We start from the raw sequence: 18,649 nt of genomic DNA, 5'->3' as shown, positions 1-18,649 counted from the left end.
ATGATTCGGCTATTCAGGAGGTTTTGAAGCAATGCTGTGACATCTCATCCCATGTAGGGTACAGCTCAAGCATCCGGTTAGGTTCCCGTACCTGCCCGCTTTGGACCACTATCATCTCCAGGTCGGCAGAAGCTCTGAGCGTATGCAATGTCTTCATCGGAATATGCAGGACATTGCCCGGGCCGATAAGCATGAAATTCCCGTTCTGCACAAACTCTGCCTCTCCCTTAATAATGGTCCAAACCTCTTCCCGGCTGGTGTGCATCCGGTAACTGAGGCTTTTGCCGCCAAGAATGCATACCCGTTTAGTAACGGCACAGCGTCCGTCCTCATACGACTGGTCATCCAGTATTCTTACCCAGCCCCATTGACGCTCTTCATACATCGGTCCCTGATTATAATCAATGTAGTCCTTGATTCTCGGGCTTTCGCTCTTGTCTGTGACTAGAATCCCGTCCGGGCTCACCGCCACGACAATATCGGATAAACCGATAATGGACACGGGGATATCAATCTCATTGATCAGGTGGGTGTTGCTGCAATCCCCGCTGATCGTTCCTCTGCCGATTTGATTGTTTTTCATCTCTTCTGTAAGAGTGTTCCACGTCCCGAGATCCTTCCAATAACCTTCATAGGGAACCACAGTGATATGGGCTGCCTTCTCAACCACTTCATAATCAAAGCTGATCTTGGGCAGCTGGTCATATTGCTCCGACAGCTCCTCGTAGTTCACAGGCAAGCCTTGCCCGCTCAATATATCGATAAGATAGCCGAGCCTAAAGGCAAACACTCCGCAGTTCCACAGGGCGCCCTGGGCAATCAGGTTTTTGGCCTCCTCTTCCTGCGGTTTCTCACGGAAATGGCTGACTTTCAGGCTGCCGCCGGAGGAATCCGCACCGCTTTCAGGGATGATATAGCCGTACTTGGAAGAGGGATACGTGGGCTGTACGCCGATCAGTGCGAGATCCGCTCTCGTTGCCGACACAACCTCCTCCAGCTGCTTGACGGTATCAAAAAAGCGGTTTTCCACAAACGGGTCCACCGGCAGAATGGCGATCACTTCATCCGGATCCACTCCAATAAAGGAATACAGATAGGCCGCTGTAAGCGCGATGGCCGGGAAGGTATCCCTGCGTTCCGGCTCGATGATCAGAGGCACATGCGGGCCGAGCTGGCTGTGCATCATTTCAATCTGCGATTTCCCCGTAGCTACAAACGTGGATGCACCCAGTCCGCTGCGCTCAATCTGCCCCCATACCCTCTGGACCATAGAGACCATTTCCTTCTCTTCGTTCTCCAGTACTTTGAGAAACTGCTTGGAGCGGGAATCGTTGGATAACGGCCACAATCTTTTTCCGGAACCCCCGGACAATAACACCAGCTTCATGAATTCCCCCACCTTTTATGAGATTTTTAAAGACAGCAGCAGCTCTCTATAACGTTCAAGAGACAGTTCCCTTCTTAAATACTGTTCCAAATAGGCTCTTCCCCGCATCCCGCAGGCCTCCAGCTCTTCACTATCCCATTCATAAAAAGCCAGCACGCTGCGGACAACCTCCTCATAACTGTGAGGCTCGACGAGAAGACCGCAGTTGCTTTCCCGAATCAGCCGGTACGCCTCACTTCCGTTCTCAAGGACACCAAGCACCGGCTTGCCTGCAGCCATGACCCCGTAGATTTTACTGGGAACGGAGACACCCTTGATTCCCTTCTGATTAACTACCAGATGTACATGGGCAGCGTTCAGGGAGTACACCAGATCCTCTTTCGGCTGGTAAGGCAGAAAATAGACCTGCGAGAGTTCGTGCTCCGCCACATATTCCTGCATTTTGGCTTTCACTGCTCCCTCTCCGATAAAGACGAAGGCGAGATTATCGAGATGACGGAAGGCTGCCGTCTGCTTGACCAGGTTCTCCAGATCGTAATAGAGTCCGAGGTTTCCGGAATACATCACAATGAATTTATTCTGCAGGCCATGCTTCTCGAGGAAGCCCTGGACCTGTGGATGCTCCCTGCTTAAGGGAATAATCTCCTGTTCATTGGTCCAATTGTTAATGACGGTATTCTCTGTCACCTTCTTGTTGGCAAACCGTCTCAGCAGGGTCTCCTGCATATCCTGGCCTACCGTAATAATGTGATCCGCCAGCTTGCAGTTCAGGGTGTCCACCCATTGGGCAAGCTTCATCAGCCTGGCATTCTGCATGAAGCCGACCGCCTTCGCCTGCTCCGGGTTGAAATCCTGGATATTATAAATATGCTTCGACCGTTTCAGCAGCTTGCCGATCGTTCCGATCAGCCCCCCGAGGATCGGCGGCTGTGAGATCGTATAGATAAAATCCACGTTTCTTTGCTTCAGCACGGCAACAATGGCATAAAAAAAGTAGGTTACGATATATCGCAGCCTACTCCATTTATTCAGCTTATTGACCACAGGAAGACGGATACGGATAATTTCAATATTTTCCAGGTGATCGGTAATGAATCTTCTCTTCTCTGTGTTCGCCTCCCCGGAATAGCCGGGCTGCGAAGCAATGACGGTAATTTGAAAGTCATTCTGCAGATGCAGGCACAGCTCGGTCAGCAGTTGGCCGGTGGAAGCATAATCCGGGTAAAAATAATTGATCACGAACACAATTTTCGGCTTCATAGCCTTGCACCTCTCTCGAAATAATCTTAACCTTACCTTTTTAATGGCTGGGCCGGCTCGCCATCCGGATGGCCCGGACCACTGATTTGGCATAGGTCGTGGGATGCAGCTTCTTCCACATGCTCAGCTTGATCTTCCGGTCTGCTTTTAAATAGGATACATTGTCGAACAGCCACTGCATCGCTTCATCCATACTGGCCGGGTCCAGAGGATCGGCGATGATCCCGTTCTCCTTGTCGACAATCAGATCACTCGTCACGCCGGCATATTTGGAAGCCAGCACGAAGGTGTTAGAGACAAGCGCTTCGTTGACCACAAGCCCCCACACCTCAATCAGCGAAGGGACCAGCAGGCAGTCGGCCGCCGCCAAATAGCCGGTCAGCTCCTCCTTCTGCTTGTAGCCCTCGAACAGCACCTTCTCTTCCATGCCGTACCGCCGGACCATTTCCTTCAGCTTTTTCTCATCCGGTCCCGTGCCGATAATCCGCAGCCTCCAGTTCTCATGGTTCAGCCGGGCCAATGACTGGATGGTCTCCTCCAGGCCCTTCCGCTTGATCAGCTGACCGACAAACAGGAGATTTAGCAGCCCTTCCTCTTCCTTATGGGGCTTAACCGCCAGGCGTTTCCGGTAGTAATAGCGGATATCCACCGTATTGAAGCCGACAGCCATTTTCTCATCCGGAATGCCGTAGTGGTTCAGGCATCTGGCTGAGTCCGAGCCATAGGTTACAAAGGAATCCGCCGAACGGAAATACAATCCGCGCACCGCATTCATCGCCCGGTTCTTCACTCTGCTGCTCTCCAGCGTGCTGCCCCACCAGACGACGAACTTTTTACGGAAGAGCTTAGCGTAGAATAAGCTGACCCAATAGCCAATCGCATCATAACTCGTAGTGATAATCACATCGGGATTCAGACGTACCAGCTTAAAGAATAAACCCGGGTTGATATGCACCCCGAAATCCATACGCTGAATGAACAAATGGAACCCGCGCAGGCAGCTGTACCGGAATCGCATATCCTGATAATCAATATTCCATTCCCGGTTGGCTTCCTTCTCCTCCAGAAACCAGACCGTAAGATCGATATCCTCCGATGCGTCGATCGTGTTATAGACCGGGATACGGTACGGGGCGATCTGATAGGCTATCAATAGTGTTTTTATCATAAGACCCTACCTTTTCTTGATCCTAACGGATGTATTCCAAAGCGGGTTGAACAAGTAATGCCGCCCCTTCGGGTTGTGGTTCCTCTTCGCCCTTATACGGGGCCATCAGCAGCAGATAGAGCAGCGGGGCATCCAGCAGCGGTTGTGAGATCAGCGAAGTCAGAATAATGGGAATGACTGCGAGTAAATACCGCCTGCGGTCCCCGGCGGCAAGCGCCGGTACCAGATAGACAAGCATCGCGAGCAGCACGCCGGCCACGCCGATCATGGAAGAAGCTGCTACCAGGTTGATTCCCGCGTTGGGAATACGGGTGTTGTACATGCCTTCACCGAACGGATTGTTCCCGAGCGCTTCCAGCCCTGCTTCTGTAGCCAAGGTACGGTCCGAGATGGAAGCGCCATGCGTTTCCGTCTTGTCGTTGATCCCGATAAACGGGGCGTACATGACCACCACATAGGTGAAGCAGAGCAAGACGACGCCTCTCATCACTTTTTTATTCATAAAGAGATACAGCACAAGGTTGGCGAAGAGAATCGCAAGCCCTGCCGTTGAGAACGAAGCGATTATCCCCAGCAGCAGTGTTCCTTTAATCCATAACCGGTTCAGCCGGATGGACTTCAGATTGAACAATGACCAGATCAGGAACATCTGCAGAATGCCCGATTCCCTGAACAGCCCCAGCAGCCGCGGAAACCGGATACCATCTACGGTGTAAACGCCGTACATGACGGTGAAGGGGAAATAGGTCATCCCTGAGGAGGGATAGTCCCCGATTTGAATCCGGAATAACTCCAACTGCTCCAGGTGAGTCACAAATACAGCCAGCGCGATGGTCACATAGTAGGACACAATGAATCCAATAAAAATGATCACCATGCTGCGAAAGAAAATATAGTTGGCCCTTGCCTCGCTTAGGATGCAGGCCGCAACGAGAACTACGGTGCAGTTCAGCACTGCCGCTTTCAACACATTCAGCAGGAAGATGGAGTTCATCAGCATAGCGTGGCCCAGCAGGTAGCTGAACAGCAGCAGTACCAGGAACAGCACAAGCCGATGAGGGCCCTGAATGGATATTTTCTTCATGGGATGCACCCGGCAATCAATGAGATGAAACAAAAAGGCAAGCATGGCCGCTGCGATTCCCAGCATGGAGTAGTTCTCTCCCAAAGCCGTGGGCTTGATCAAAAAGGCGGTCAACAGCAGGAATCCGATTTTTAAAACGAACGCCATTTACATTATCCTCCCTCCTACCCGGCAAGCTCCTCGAAATACCGCTGCTCGAAAATACCCGGCGACAGGAGCGCCTTATACTCCGAGCTTTGTGATTTCCGGCGGAGTTCATCCATGTTATGTATGGCATAGACGATTTTGTCGCCAAGATCGCTGATATCCTCCGCCCGGAAGCTGACCCCCAGTCCATAACGCTCAATACAGTACCCGATCTCCCCGTGGCTCGGTCCAATAATCACCTTGCCTCTGGCCGCCGCTTCGGTCAGCGGTCCGCTTTGGCCGGAGAACATTTTGCGGTAAGGCAGTACAATGATATCCGCCCGCTCGAAATATAACGGCACCTCATGATCCGGAATATATTCCAAACATAGCTCTACCTTGTGCTCCAGCCCCTTGTCGCGGATGATCTGCTCCAAATCGCCGCGTGTGAAATCCTGCTCCCTGCCTGCGATGAGGATAGAGAAAGGCTGGCCGGTTAGTCTCCCGGCTGCTTCCAATAGCAGGTCAATTCCCTTGTCATACCGCAGGCCGCCGAAGCAGAGTAAGGTCGGCACGGACTCCGCAGCGCCTTGGCTGGCATGGGTGCCGGGCGCTTGAACGGTTTCCTGCACCACAGCAGGATGCAGGTTGGGATACACGATAGAGCTTACTCTTGACTGCTCCACGCTGGTCAGTTCCAGCACCTGCTTCCTCAGATAATCCCCGTGGACAATAAGCTTGTCGAGATGTTGACGCCGCAGCAGATTCCTCAGCAGCCTGCGTTTGCTCTCTCTTGGCGGATACCAGTGAAGCGTCGCTGTTATTTTCATCCCCCTCAGCGCAGGAATCAGGAACACCAGCGGAATGATCAGCGTATCCAGATATAACAGATGCAGAACGGACTTATGCTTGTAAGCAAAACGCAGCACCTGCAGCAGAAGCAGCGCACGGACCAGCATGGATGGCATATAACGGTGATACCGCCTTTCCACCGCCCGCTGATAATTGATCCCTGCTGCCTCAAGCTCCGCCTGCCTGCTCTCTTCCAGTCTACTGGAATAGTATGTGACTTCACTGGAGGGCGCCCCCTTCAATACCCCCTTCATCACAGCCAGATTATATTGATAATGATGTCCGGTATTCAGCAAATCAAAGAACAGGTACTTCTTCTGATGATTCTCTTCAGATGCTTTCCATCGTCCCTTCACGAACCGGTTCCCTCCTTTGACCGCTGCCATTCAGAACCACTTTCTCCACGTAATACAGGGAGAAGACAACCAGCGGTATGCCGACAAATTTGCCCAGGCCGATGCCTATGGCACCATATCTCGGGATCAATAGAACAAACAGACCCATTGTCACCAGTGTGGTGAGAAGTGAAATGGCAGTATTAAGCCTGACGTACCCGGTTCCATTCAGACAATAATAGGGGACTACACCAAGTGCACCCAGAGATACCGACAATACCAGCACCTGGAACAGCACATAATGGGCTTCAGCAAACTCCGGGCTAATCCATAGGGACAGAATCGGCTTGGCCAGCACAAAGGCTGCCAAACCCGCAGCTCCTACGAATGAAATGGCAATGACCAGTGACTGATGATAGGTCCTCCTGATTTCCCGGCGGTCATCACTCTTGGAAAGTGAACTGAATTTAGGCAGTAAATATCCTCCGGCCGCAGCGGGAATTTCATGGATTTTCACTACCACCTGCATGCAAACCGTGTAGTACCCCAGTACTTTGGCACCCAGAAATCCCCCGATAATCAATTTGTCCATCTGGGCATTCAGCGTGCTGATCAACATTTGGCCCCAGGAATAAATCCCGTAATGAAACAGCCTTCTGAAGCTGTCCCGCTCGAAATAGGGAGCAAATCGAAGTCCGGGAAGCGCCTTGCGTGTAACGAAGACATTGCATACCGCCAGCAGCACCGTAAACACGAACATCCACTGCACCAGCAGATACAAGTCTCCATACATGACGGCCAGTATGGTGAAGCCAATCGAGCTCGCCAGGTTGAATACGATATTCACCTTGCTGTTCAGATCGTAACGCTGCTTAGCCATGTAGGCACCGGAAAGAATACCGTTGATGATCCGAATGCCGATGATTCCGCTAAGAAAATAGGAGACGGACAGCACGGTATCCAGCCCTTCCGCCTTCACCATCAAAGGAAAAATATAAGTGCCGAACAGAAGAAGAAAAAGACTCGCCGACACCGCCAGAATGACCGACAGCGTAAGCGTTACCCGGAAGAGGGCATTAAATCTCTCTTCGCTGTCACTCTCGGAGCCCAGCTTGATCAGCGCATTGCCAAGGCCGAAATTCGATACCGCCAGCACATTAAGCACCGATTGGATAAGAATCCACAGCCCGTACTGCTGATCACCCAGATGCCTGAGCAGCAGCGGTGTTGAAATGAACAGAACGACAGGAGTAATACAATAAGAAAGCAGGCTGTAAATGACGTTATTGAAATCGCGATTGCGTCTCAACCCTGCCAGCCTCAATCTCAGTGCGGTCACAGAGCACTCACCCGCTTTCAGCCTTCACAAGTGGAAACGGCTTCGCCGTCCTCAATAGGACGGTATCCGTTTCAGCGAGAAATAGAAGGATAATTTATAGCGTGAAGCATACAAATTCTATATTTGAATAAAGGACGGCAGCGCCGTCCCCTGTTAGATCACCTATGCTGTATCGAAATATTAGTTCACTAAAGTAAAGGCATCGTGGTAGCGGATCTCAGCAGCGACACGCTTCATATCTTCATCCACCATCATATGAATCAGCTCATGGAAGCCGACTTCCAGCTTCCAGTCCAGCTTGGTTTGCGCCTTGGAGGAATCGCCCAGCAGCAGGTCGACCTCAGCCGGACGGACAAATTCAGGATCGATCACCACATACTGCTCATAATCGAGTCCGGCATACGAAAAGGCCACCTGAAGCAGCTCGCGGACCGTGTGCATTTCACCTGTCGAAATAACATAATCATCCGGCTCCTCCTGCTGGAGCATCAGCCACATCGCCTTGACATAATCCCCGGCAAACCCCCAATCCCGCAGGGAATCCAGATTGCCCATCCGCAGCTCGCTTTGCAGCCCATGCTTGATACGGGCAACAGCGTCGGTCACCTTGCGGGTGACAAACTCCAGTCCGCGTCTTGGCGATTCATGATTGAACAGAATCCCCGAGCAGGCGAACATGTCAAAGCTCTCCCGGTAATTGACGGTAATCCAGTGGCCGTACACCTTAGCAACACCATAAGGGCTGCGCGGATAAAAAGGGGTAGTTTCCCGCTGCGGGGTTTCTACGACCTTGCCGAACATCTCACTGCTTGAGGCCTGATAGAATCTGGCCGTCGGCTTCACAATCTTGACCGCCTCCAGCATATTGGTAACGGAAACGGCGGTGATCTGACTCGTCAGCAAAGGCTGCGGCCACGATGCGGCTACGAACGACTGGGCCCCCAGGTTGTATACCTCATCCGGGTCAGCGATTCTCACCGCTTCAATCAGTGAAGCCAAATCGGTCAAATCTCCGGAAATCCAATGAATGCGATCTTTAATAGAGTACACATTTTCATAGTTGGGCGTGCTCGTTCTTCTCCGCAGTCCGAATACCTCATAATCCTTGGAGAGAAGAAATTCCGCCAGATAGGACCCGTCTTGCCCTGTAACGCCCGTAATTAAAGCTCTCTTCATTGATGAATTCCCCCGCATCATTATTTTTTCACAGCATACGTATGTTGAAAATCAGCGTACACATCATGCAGCCCGTCTTCGAGCCCAATTCTTGCTTTCCATCCAAGGGCATTGATTCTGGACACATCCACCAGCTTCCTTGGGGTACCGTCCGCAACGGATGTGTTGAAGGTGATTTCCCCTTCGTAGCCGGTAACCTTCTTAATCAGCAGTGCAAGGTCTCTGATCGCAATGTCATCCCCTACACCGATGTTCACGATATCATTGCCCTCATAGTGCTCCATCAGATAGAGACAGGCTTCCGCCAGATCATCCGCATGCAGGAATTCACGTTTCGGATTGCCGGTGCCCCACACTTCCACCGACGGGCTGCCCTGTTCCTTGGCTTCATGGAATTTGCGCAGCAGCGCGGGCAGCACATGGGACGAATACAGATCAAAATTGTCATTCGGCCCGTATATGTTCGTCGGCATCACAGAAATGAACCGGGTGCCGTACTGCCTGTTATAAGACTGGCACATGTTGATGCCGGCAATTTTGGCCACTGCGTAGGGCGCATTGGTCGGCTCCAGCTCTCCGGTCAGCAGATATTCTTCTTTGAGCGGCTGCGGAGCCAGCTTTGGATAAATGCAGGTCGATCCCAGGAACATCAGCTTGCTCACCCCGTTACGGTAAGCCGCATCAATGACATGGGTCTGAATGAGCAGATTGTCGCGGATAAATTCCGCAGGTTGTTCGTTGTTAGCTGCAATTCCGCCCACCTTGGCCGCAGCAAGGAATACATACTCAATCTCCTGATCCTCAAAAAAACGGTCCACCTCAGCGCCATTGCGCAAATCCAGTTCTGTTCTGGAACGGAGGACAAGATTATGAAAGCCCTGCTTCTCAAGTGCGCGGACGATGGCCGAACCGACCAGACCGCGATGCCCAGCTACATATATTCTCGAATGGCGATCCATACGCTTCACCCCGTTATAAATGATTTAGAATGCATTTTTCGATCTCACCAGCTGCCAGGCCGTCATAAACATAATCTTGAGATCCAGGCCCAGCGTTCTCTGCTCAATGTAGAGCAGATCGAGCTCCACCATTTGCTTAAAATTCAGTCCGCTCCGCCCGCTCACCTGCCAAAGCCCTGTACAACCCGGTGTGACCGATAGACGAAGCCGGTCGTATTCCGAGTACTTCTCCACTTCCCGTGGAAGCGACGGCCTTGGGCCGACAAGCGACATATCACCCTTAAGCACATTTACCAGCTGGGGAAGCTCATCAATGCTTGTTCTGCGGATAAATCTGCCTACCCGGGTCACCCGCGGATCATTTCTCATTTTGAACATGGGGCCGCTCATTTCATTTTGATTCAACAGGTTCGGCAGAAGCGCTTCCGCATCGGCAATCATCGAGCGGAATTTGTAAATCCGGAACAAACGACCTGCCTTCCCGACCCTGGTTTGACCGAAAAATACGGAGCCGCGGGGGTCTTCCAGCTTGATAACCAGCGCAAGAATAAGGAAAAGGGGAGACAGCACAAGGAGTGCCGCCGCAGATGCCGCAATGTCAAAGACCCGTTTATTAAATAGATATAATGTCTCCGGCTTGCCTCCGGCACGCCGTACTGCCGGATAGTACCTTTTAGCATACAGGGCCGCTTCCTCTTCTCTTTGACTGGAAGGTATCATCTATTATTCACCTCTTGACTTTGCATACGTACTGGTATGTTCTCTATCCACAATTTCCCCGAGAGCACTTAACAGTTCATGCCTCAGATCCTGTCTTCTCAAGGCAAAATCAATCGTCGTGAGAATAAACCCGAGCTTCTCGCCCACATCGTACCGTACTCCCTGGAAGTCATAGGCATATACGCCCTGCTCCGTATTGAGCCTTTGAATGGCATCCGTTAACTGAATTTCACCGCCTGCTCCGGTCTCCTGGCTCTCCAGGAAATCAAAGATGTCCGGCGTAAGCACATACCGTCCCATAATCGCCAGATTGGAAGGCGCCTGGCCTAGAGCCGGCTTTTCCACAAAACGGTCCACCTCGTACAGCCGCCCTCTAGCCCGCAGCGGATCTACAATACCGTAACGGTTCGTTTGATCGGCAGGTACCGTCTGGACGCCAATAACTGATCTCCCAAGTCTTTCGTACTGTTCAATCAGCTGTCTGGTGCACGGAACGTCGCTTTGCACAATATCGTCTCCCAGCAGCACGGCAAACGGCTCATCTCCAATAAAATTGCGCGCACACCATACGGCATGCCCCAGCCCCTTGGCTTCCTTCTGCCGGATATAGTGAAGCGTCACCTGGGAGGAACGCCGCACCTCTTCCAGCAGCTCCAGCTTCCCTTTCTCAAACAAGGTATGCTCAAGCTCAAACGCAATATCGAAATGATCCTCTATGGCGCGTTTTCCTTTTCCGGTAACGATGATAATGTCCTCAATGCCCGCAGCAATCGCCTCTTCCACGATATATTGAATGGTCGGCTTGTCTACGATCGGAAGCATTTCCTTCGGCATTGCTTTGGTAGCGGGAAGAAACCTGGTTCCAAGCCCAGCTGCTGGAATAATAGCCTTTCTTACCTTTTTCATCCCGAACACATCCCTTGTTTCTTTATTGACGAACTGAATTCTTGCAATAAGCGGGCATTTAACCCTTCCTCACGTCACACCCTTGACGATTAACGTCTAAGGTATCAGCACCCACAGCATGACCGAGTGTCTCCAGTGATATAGGTACAGGAGGCATTACCTTTGATCCTGCGAAAAATGCAGGCAATGATATACGGAATCTCAGCGTTTGTCCGCTGTTGCTGCCGCACCAACAGTTGGCGGGGCACATATGCTAATGAAGGTTGACGTCTGCCGCTCTAAAGAGGACTGGCCTCCCTCTCTTGGTTCTCATCGAGAATAAATGTTTAATAATTTAAATAAAGTTATTCATATCGCGACCCAATAACTAAAAAAAATATTCCTTGCCTAATCTCTATCAAGTGGAAACGGCTTTGCCGTCCTTTTTAAGGACGGTACCGTTTCAGCGAGAAATGGAAGGATAAATTATCGTGTGAAACATATAAATTCCTATATTTTTAAAAAGCGCTTATCCCATTTCCTTTCATGTTCCCTTTCATTCTTCACATATTCTGACATCGAATGATTATCGCCATATATTATTCATTAGGAGTATTTGTCAAAATTATTATATTCATTTAGAATAACTTTGTAAACAATTAATGTTTTCTTTTCAGGAAAAAAAGTTTTTCAAAGTTACTCATAAACCATTTCGTTAAGGAGAGGGATTCATGATGCGCTGGAAAATAGCTTTGCCCCTGGTTGCCGTCCTTACTGCAGCTCTGGCTGTGGGACTCATTTGGAATAAGGCTCCGGAAAAAGCCTGGAGCAGCGATACGGGCGCAGGAAGTGTTCAGGCTTTTGCCATTCCGACGTTTAATGTGAAGGACTACGGGGCCGTAGGGGACGGAGTCACTAATGATACAGCGAGTATCGCCAAGGCTGTAAAGGCTGCGCAGGATTCGGGGGGCGGCACGGTTTATTTCGACAGAGGGACTTATCTAATCAACTCTATTCATGTCCCTGAAAATATATCTATTCTAGGTGCAGGCAGAAGAGATGCTACCTTGATCCGCAATGATAACAAGGATGAAGCCGCCCTGCGGCTGCTCGGCAAACAGAGTGTTCAAGGCATCGGGATTAAAGCCCGCATTGGCATTATGCCGAACGGGGACGACATCAACATTATCGACGTCAGATTCGAATGCAGCGTTCAAGGGATTCAGAATGCGGTGACAGTCAACCGGTTAACTGTATTTAACAGTCTGTTCGAAAATTCCGGCTATGGCATTCTGTCGAATATAAATCCGAGCTACGAGGTTAAGATCCTGAATACCCGGTTCGTGAATATCAAAGGTGACGGGATTGAAATCAATGCCCCAAGCCGTGACTGGGTCATCGAGAACTGTGTATTTGATACCAACACCAGCCCTTCCCGCTGGGCGGGATTTGGAGTAGGCGTTGCCTTGTCCGCAAAAGACATTGTCATCAAAAACTCCAGCTTTATTCATATCCGGGGACAAGGTGTTCATGTTGAAGATTATGCGGAGGTAACGATTGTCAATTCAATCTTTAAGAACAACGGCTCCGCCAATTATACCGGTGATCCCAAAGCGGATATCGCGGTATTGTCGAATGCAAAGGTGAAAGTGTACAACAGCAAATTTATGGCCTCTACCGTTGGATACAGCAAAGTGGCTATCTATAATACTGATTTACCTGTGGGGGGAACAATCACCGTATACAATTCCACGTTCCAGAGCAAAACCGTAAACAAACAGGTGACCACTGTTAATTCTATATTTCTCCCTTGAAAATAGAACACTCGTAAAGTACCGGGGGATGTGCGGAGGAGTTTCCCAAGCGGGTTGGCGGCTGTAAAAGGGATGGATGTTCGTTCAGTTATGTTTATGGTATAATATCCAAAAATGATTCAATACGAATTACGCCTATATCCAATCATGTTGGAACCCGCAATTGGAGGCATGCAGATGTTTGCTAAACGGTTGAAACAGCTACGAAAAACAAGAAAATTCTCAATGCAGGAGGTTGCTGAAGCGGTTGGCGTCGCCAAAAGTACGTATGCCGGGTATGAATCCGGATACCGTCAGCCTACCCTTGAAAATACTCAACTGATTGCCAAGAAGCTTCACACTACCTCAGATTATCTCATCGGCCTTACCGATAACCCCGACCCCATGGAAATCACGAACAATGCCAGAGAGATCCTTAACCAGCATCAGCTGCATTGGGACGGCGTTCCTTTGGAAGAGCAGGATTTGGAGCTTGTGCGCATGCTGCTGGAGCGGGTAGTTCAGAACAGGGCGGCCGCCGGTTCTGGCGACAATGGTCAACAATGAATCAATATCCATCATAATCACGGCGGTTCCGCTAGTTAAGGGAGCTGTCGTGATTATTTTTTATTCCTGCTCCTCTTGCAATTCTTATGTATACTTCTCTAGTCTGCTGAATACATTTCAACATATTCCTCTGCAGCCTAGTCAAAAATGAGTAAAATGAGTCAAAAGTACTTAAAATATTAGTTTTATCACCGACACATAGTGACATTCTTTTTTTTGAATTAGTAGTAAAGTAGGCTTACATGAATTACCTAATTTTAGATATTCGCGGAGGAGCTTAGTTGATGAGATTAGAATTTTCTATTCGCAGCTTACTAAACCAGTTAGGAATGAAGCACGAAGGCACAATAGACCTAAAAGAAAGCTTCCACGCGTTGTATAAACACGGACATATCTCCGAAAGTGAATTCATAAATCTTTGCCGCAATTTCGATAAGAACGGAACAGGGCAGTCCTCGGTTTCCTTATAAATTTCTTATAACTTCATGCCCTCATCAGTTCTCTTAAAAATGCGGCCAGCCCAATCCCAACATCTCTATTCTCTTGAAAAAATCTGCAGCTCCTGAATGGACCAGTAATTTCCTCCCGAGCCGGTCTGCAGAATCTTGATGTACCGCGCATTCACCTTGGCAAACTCTATCTTGGTCTTCTCCAGCTTCCCTTTTCCGGAAGCTATGCGCTTCCAATTACTGGCGTCATCCGATACATAAAGCTCATATCCCCGTGGATAATCATAAGAAGATAATGTGTAATCCATTTCCACCGCTTCTATACTATGTTCCTTCCCGAGATCTACCTGCAAATACTCTCCGGAGGCTTGATGTTTACCCGTATCCCAGCGTGTGCGCCGGTCTCCGTCAATCGCATTTCCGGGATAGGACGCCTCGGTATTAACATTGGAGGATACCTTCCACTGCGAACGGTCCAAAGGAACCAGTCCTGTTGCTGTAATCTGTGTCTTCTCCGACATGACGCTGGAACCAGGTACCCTAACCGCGTACGTATATAATGTTCCTTCCTGCAGCTTGCTGTCGGTGTATTCCGTATCCTTTATCCCCGTTGCGATAACCTTCAGGTCTGTGCCTGAGCCGTCGGCCCGGAGCACTTCATAGCTTGCTCCAGGGGCCTCCAGCCAGTTCAATTTTACGGACAAACCTTTGACTGCAGCAGCTTTAAAGCTCTGCGGTGCAGTATCCGCCACCTCGGAGGATGGCTGCAGGATATATTGCACCGCTTCGCCCGGAGCTAAGGTCTCGGTAAACTCCAGTACAGGTGTAGCACTTTTGCCGGATACATAGCTGCGTGCCGCCTCGTATGAATCACCGCTGCCGAACCGTTCACCTTCATACACGGTTTTCTTCGGCATATTTACTTTCACATGAACCGTCTGCGGTGTATCCTCAAAATTGACGAAATTGACCAGCACCTTGTTGGAGGTGGCTTTGCTTCCGGGTTGAGGCTCAAGTGTTGAGGTATCAACAGCACGTACATATAGCAGCTTGTCGGCTAGATCATCCTTATTGGTAATTTCATAACTTAACGGGGCTCCGTGGGTAGCATAAGCCAGGCTGAGCCTTCTCATAATGCTGACCCGGGAATCCTCGCCTTCTTTGGTATAGTAGATCTCTGTTTTGGCCGGATCATGCTCTTCCAGATTGAATCCGTACTTGAACAGACTGAAATTCTTGAAGAAGGCGGCATGCTGGATGAACATATCCGCGTAGCCGATATGACCGCGCATAATCCGGTCGAAGACCGCCGATGTCCGTTCGGCTGCCCCGTATTGGTAAGCATCTACATGTGTGTCTGAAGTGCCGAACTCCGTCGTCAGCATTTTTTTGCCGAGGCCGTCCGCAGTTCCGCCAAAGGTTTTCAGATTCTCGGTAAAGCTTCCTCCATGGCTGAAAATATAGGATTCCCCATAAGAGTGTCCATTCGTTAAATCCGTCACTTCCTCCAGCTCGTTGCGTTGCTCCGAATCACGTTCCCAACCGTCCGGATCGCCGCACTGTTTAAGCGTGCCTTTCTGGTTGCCGCAGGAATCTGTACTATAACTCGGCCAATAGGCCCAACCCGGTGCCACAGTTTGCAGATGGGGAGCTATAGTTTTGCCCTTCTCGTTCAGCCAGTTGGCAATCGCCAGGTTCACTGCCTTCGAACGATTGAACAGGCCGGGTTCATTGTCCACCTCATAATATTGGAAGTACGGGCTGTACTTCTGGAAATAATCAGTCAGTTTCTTCTCGGCGTCATCCGGCAGTGAGCCATCCGCCTTAAGCTTAATATCACCGGTATACAAATACAGCGCAACGGCCTGCATGTTGTAATCCTTGAGCACCTTGTAGTACTCCTCCATATTCGAACAGGAGCGGCCGACATCGCTGGCACAGCTGGTGCGCATAATATTGCCGCTGTAAGCTACTCCAAGCCACTTCATAATATAAGGCAGATGCGTAACTGCACCTTCGTCAAAATAAAATTGCTTATTGTTCACCATGGTGCCCGTCAGTGTGTAGCTGCCATGAATCGGCTCCTTGATTGGGGCATTCAGCGACTCCAGGCTAAGGTCATCCCAGGTCCACCAGTTGTACTTATCCTCCAAATCGGAGGAATAGATCCCGCGGGCCGCCTGCAGCTTTAGTTCGTTGGTTCCAGCCACCAGCTGCTCTTTCGGGATATATAGCTCATACGTTTTGCGGAACGTATATTTGCTGTCTGTACCGGCAACACCTGCAATCTGGATAATCCCCGACAGCTGCCGGTTGGAGAATACGCTCATTTGCGGAATGGATTTATAGGCATCTATGATGCTTACGCGAAATAAGACCCCGTTGACCGGGATCTTATCCAGCTTATACATAATCCTCAGCTCAGGATTAGTGTCGCCTCTAAGACCGGAGGGCACACTTTGGAGCTCCGCAGTCTTGGCCGAAACGGAGGCAACCTTAAATGCCTCCTTAGCGGCCGAAGAGCCGGCAGCCGCAAATTCACCAGCTGTTCCGTCGTGCTTGCCCAGTTGCCACAGCACAGTTCCGTCCGGCAATGCGGGTCCTGCATCTTTCGCTGCGGACAATTTAGACATGTCAACCTCCACCTCGGCCCTCTTCGTCCCGTCATCTCCGAAGATAGAAACAGACAATAGAAACAAGAGGGTTAAAGCTGCGAATTTTAACAGTAGATGTAAAGGTTTATTCTTGTTCTTCTTAGTTCTAGTCCTCATTCCTTGTCCTCGCTTTCTTCCGGGGTGCCTGCCTCACAATGACTTATTGCTTTCATTTCATTATTTGGAAGTCAACGCGCCTTTGGGAATAACCGCCTGCTTCTGGCTTGGGCTCTTCCACATAAGGCGAATACTGGCATCTCCACTGTTCTCGTAATATTCAACCTTGATGTCGTACGAGCTTCCCGCTTCCAGGACTATGCTTCCCTCACGGCTGACACCGCTTTGCTTCTTCCAGCTGTCGATGATCAGTTTGCCGTCGATCCATACACGTACCCCGTCATCCGAGGAGGCTATGAAATTATATTTCTCATTGTAAACCGGCTTGATTTTGCCGCTCCAGCGCACCGAGAAAGCATCCTTGCCAATTCCTGAAGACGGTGAATCTCCATGCCAGTTGAAGTCGATCTTATTGTCGTTGCGGACCAGGACGGCTTTGCCCGACAGATCCATATTATTGAAATATTCTCCCGTCAATCCGGTTCGGGATACCGGGGCCGGGTTATTGTTTTTACCGACCAGCATTAATTTATAATCATCCCGCGACACGGTATAATCATCGCTCATAAAACTCTTAATCTTCTCGAGGTTATTTTTCTCGGTCAGCATTTTTCCCCATGTCATGGTATATACCCATTTACTCTGCGTTCGGGACAATATGAGCGGGTCTGGCAGTTCTCCGCTTTCACCGATCCCGATCGGCTTGCCGTCGGCCAGCTTCAGCAGCTTCTCATAATAAGACTGTCTGTAGTCATTGTTATAAATATCCGCCGCCAGAACGTCAACCTTCCCGGCACCGGGATAATATGGCTCATAGCCATCCGACCACTCATTAGGCGCATTCGGATTCCATACCCACAGGAGATTATCCAGCTTGTGCACATTCGCCAGACGGTTATACATAATGTCCCAAAGTTCGGTGAAGTTGTCCTTCTGCCCCCACCAGAACCAGTTGCCGTTCATCTCATGATAAGGGCGCCATAACACAGGCACTCCCGCATCGCGCAGGTCTCCCAAATATTCGGCTACCTCATCAAGCTCAGCGATCAGGTTCTTATACTGCAGGGTGCCCGGCGTAACATAAGCATCAAAATCCTCTTGGCTCAGGCTCATATGCACATTAGCCCAATCCGGGGAGGTACCCGGCAAATTCTGATGGAAGGTCATCGCCACAATTCCGCCGCCCTGGTGCCATTTGATCGCACTCTTCACGACATTCTGGCGCTGCTTCACGATGGTGCCCTCCGGTTGGTTGTTAATCGCTCCCAGCTCATAACCATGCAATACGGCATATTGTCCGCTTGCATGCTTCAGCTTATTGTTGAATTCATCCGGGGTCTCCAAATAGTCATGCTGCCCGGATATCATTCCCTTGCCTCCAAGATCAACCAGATAGCTGAGCAGATCGGCAGCCTCCTCCGAAGCTGAGGGATTGATGGGAGTGATGGCAGCAGCAGGTGTAACTATCGTCCGGGGAACCGGAAGACTCCTCGCTTCTGACCAGGGCAGCAGGGAAAATATTAATATAAGAGGTAAAATCGTATTAAACAGGCGGTACTTGCGGTAAGTGTTCAAATCGTAATCTCCTTTCTCCAGCGAAATGCCGCCACGGCACACAGGATGAGTTCCCTATGCAGGTTCATACATCCCGAGGCCAAATGGGGGCTATAGCTTAGTAGCCCTGCTGATAAGCAGGGCCACTAAGAGTGGACTTTAGGAATTATAATTGTAACGTCTTAACCAGCACCCGCCGGTGAATACAGTAGCTAACCAGTCGC

At 50.2% G+C, this 18,649-nt stretch carries 14 protein-coding genes; 2 read left to right on the top strand and 12 right to left on the bottom strand.

The features are described from left to right. Positions 1-13 precede the first annotated feature (13 nt). The 10 genes from ACAN56_RS16145 to galU form a co-directional block, all read right to left on the bottom strand. Positions 14-1,387, bottom strand: a complete 1,374-nt coding sequence (locus ACAN56_RS16145) for a sugar phosphate nucleotidyltransferase (protein ID WP_038586552.1) — start codon at positions 1,385-1,387, stop codon at positions 14-16. 15 nt (positions 1,388-1,402) lie between these two features. Further along, positions 1,403-2,647 (bottom strand): glycosyltransferase family 4 protein, encoded by a 1,245-nt coding sequence (locus ACAN56_RS16140; protein ID WP_038586549.1) that lies wholly within the window; start codon positions 2,645-2,647, stop codon positions 1,403-1,405. Between the two features lie 40 nt (positions 2,648-2,687). Continuing rightward, positions 2,688-3,815: a glycosyltransferase family 4 protein gene (locus ACAN56_RS16135; protein WP_038586547.1), complete on the bottom strand. Its 1,128-nt coding sequence runs from the start codon at positions 3,813-3,815 to the stop codon at positions 2,688-2,690. 22 nt (positions 3,816-3,837) lie between these two features. Continuing rightward, positions 3,838-5,046 (bottom strand): hypothetical protein, encoded by a 1,209-nt coding sequence (locus ACAN56_RS16130; RefSeq protein WP_379144105.1) that lies wholly within the window; start codon positions 5,044-5,046, stop codon positions 3,838-3,840. A gap of 17 nt (positions 5,047-5,063) precedes the next feature. Next, on the bottom strand, positions 5,064-6,233 hold the full coding sequence (locus ACAN56_RS16125) for a glycosyltransferase family 4 protein (protein ID WP_052091834.1): 1,170 nt from the start codon (positions 6,231-6,233) through the stop codon (positions 5,064-5,066). Next, entirely contained in the window at positions 6,208-7,551 is a 1,344-nt protein-coding gene (locus ACAN56_RS16120) for an oligosaccharide flippase family protein (protein ID WP_379144102.1), read from the bottom strand. Before ACAN56_RS16120 ends, ACAN56_RS16125 begins: the two co-directional genes overlap by 26 nt. A 180-nt stretch (positions 7,552-7,731) precedes the next feature. Continuing rightward, a complete protein-coding gene (gmd, locus tag ACAN56_RS16115) occupies positions 7,732-8,727 on the bottom strand; it encodes a GDP-mannose 4,6-dehydratase (RefSeq protein WP_038586541.1) in 996 nt (331 codons plus the stop codon). Positions 8,728-8,747: 20 nt separating this feature from the next. Then, the gene (locus ACAN56_RS16110; protein WP_379144100.1) at positions 8,748-9,686 is read right to left on the bottom strand and encodes a GDP-L-fucose synthase family protein; all 939 of its coding nucleotides are present in this window, start codon (positions 9,684-9,686) and stop codon (positions 8,748-8,750) included. 24 nt (positions 9,687-9,710) lie between these two features. After that, positions 9,711-10,406 carry a sugar transferase gene (locus ACAN56_RS16105; RefSeq protein ID WP_038586535.1) on the bottom strand — a complete coding sequence of 232 codons (696 nt, stop codon included), beginning with the start codon at positions 10,404-10,406 and terminating at the stop codon, positions 9,711-9,713. Positions 10,407-10,409: 3 nt separating this feature from the next. Continuing rightward, entirely contained in the window at positions 10,410-11,312 is a 903-nt protein-coding gene (galU, locus tag ACAN56_RS16100) for a UTP--glucose-1-phosphate uridylyltransferase GalU (protein ID WP_038586533.1), read from the bottom strand. 710 nt (positions 11,313-12,022) lie between these two features. Between galU and ACAN56_RS16095 the strand changes: the two genes are divergently transcribed. Together ACAN56_RS16095 and ACAN56_RS16090 are read left to right on the top strand one after the other, a co-directional pair. Beyond that, positions 12,023-13,105, top strand: a complete 1,083-nt coding sequence (locus ACAN56_RS16095; RefSeq protein WP_038586530.1) for a glycosyl hydrolase family 28-related protein — start codon at positions 12,023-12,025, stop codon at positions 13,103-13,105. 177 nt (positions 13,106-13,282) lie between these two features. Further along, positions 13,283-13,651 carry a helix-turn-helix domain-containing protein gene (locus ACAN56_RS16090; RefSeq protein ID WP_076109989.1) on the top strand — a complete coding sequence of 123 codons (369 nt, stop codon included), beginning with the start codon at positions 13,283-13,285 and terminating at the stop codon, positions 13,649-13,651. Positions 13,652-14,186: 535 nt separating this feature from the next. Here ACAN56_RS16090 and ACAN56_RS16085 read toward each other — a convergent pair. Then, positions 14,187-16,733, bottom strand: coding sequence for a discoidin domain-containing protein (locus tag ACAN56_RS16085; RefSeq protein ID WP_379144096.1), 2,547 nt, complete (start codon positions 16,731-16,733; stop codon positions 14,187-14,189). 198 nt (positions 16,734-16,931) lie between these two features. Beyond that, positions 16,932-18,446 (bottom strand): glycosyl hydrolase, encoded by a 1,515-nt coding sequence (locus ACAN56_RS16080; protein WP_379144094.1) that lies wholly within the window; start codon positions 18,444-18,446, stop codon positions 16,932-16,934. Positions 18,447-18,649: the final 203 nt, after the last annotated feature.

The organism is Paenibacillus paludis (genome assembly GCF_042610515.1).
GTDB lineage: Bacteria > Bacillota > Bacilli > Paenibacillales > Paenibacillaceae > Paenibacillus_AQ.
The sequence above is the reverse complement of the archived record's forward strand: the minus strand, read 5'-3'. Positions and strand labels throughout refer to the sequence as shown.

What these genes read in the sequence shown, in the direction of transcription:
- ACAN56_RS16085 (WP_379144096.1), bottom strand. Translation starts at nt 16,733, where the DNA reads ATGTCTAAATTGTCCGCAGCGAAAGATGCAGGACCCGCATTGCCGGAC.
- ACAN56_RS16105 (WP_038586535.1), bottom strand. Translation starts at nt 10,406, where the DNA reads ATGATACCTTCCAGTCAAAGAGAAGAGGAAGCGGCCCTGTATGCTAAA.
- ACAN56_RS16130 (WP_379144105.1), bottom strand. Translation starts at nt 5,046, where the DNA reads ATGGCGTTCGTTTTAAAAATCGGATTCCTGCTGTTGACCGCCTTTTTG.
- gmd (WP_038586541.1), bottom strand. Translation starts at nt 8,727, where the DNA reads ATGAAGAGAGCTTTAATTACGGGCGTTACAGGGCAAGACGGGTCCTAT.
- ACAN56_RS16110 (WP_379144100.1), bottom strand. Translation starts at nt 9,686, where the DNA reads ATGGATCGCCATTCGAGAATATATGTAGCTGGGCATCGCGGTCTGGTC.
- ACAN56_RS16145 (WP_038586552.1), bottom strand. Translation starts at nt 1,387, where the DNA reads ATGAAGCTGGTGTTATTGTCCGGGGGTTCCGGAAAAAGATTGTGGCCG.
- ACAN56_RS16135 (WP_038586547.1), bottom strand. Translation starts at nt 3,815, where the DNA reads ATGATAAAAACACTATTGATAGCCTATCAGATCGCCCCGTACCGTATC.
- ACAN56_RS16140 (WP_038586549.1), bottom strand. Translation starts at nt 2,647, where the DNA reads ATGAAGCCGAAAATTGTGTTCGTGATCAATTATTTTTACCCGGATTAT.
- ACAN56_RS16090 (WP_076109989.1), top strand. Translation starts at nt 13,283, where the DNA reads ATGTTTGCTAAACGGTTGAAACAGCTACGAAAAACAAGAAAATTCTCA.
- ACAN56_RS16095 (WP_038586530.1), top strand. Translation starts at nt 12,023, where the DNA reads ATGATGCGCTGGAAAATAGCTTTGCCCCTGGTTGCCGTCCTTACTGCA.
- galU (WP_038586533.1), bottom strand. Translation starts at nt 11,312, where the DNA reads ATGAAAAAGGTAAGAAAGGCTATTATTCCAGCAGCTGGGCTTGGAACC.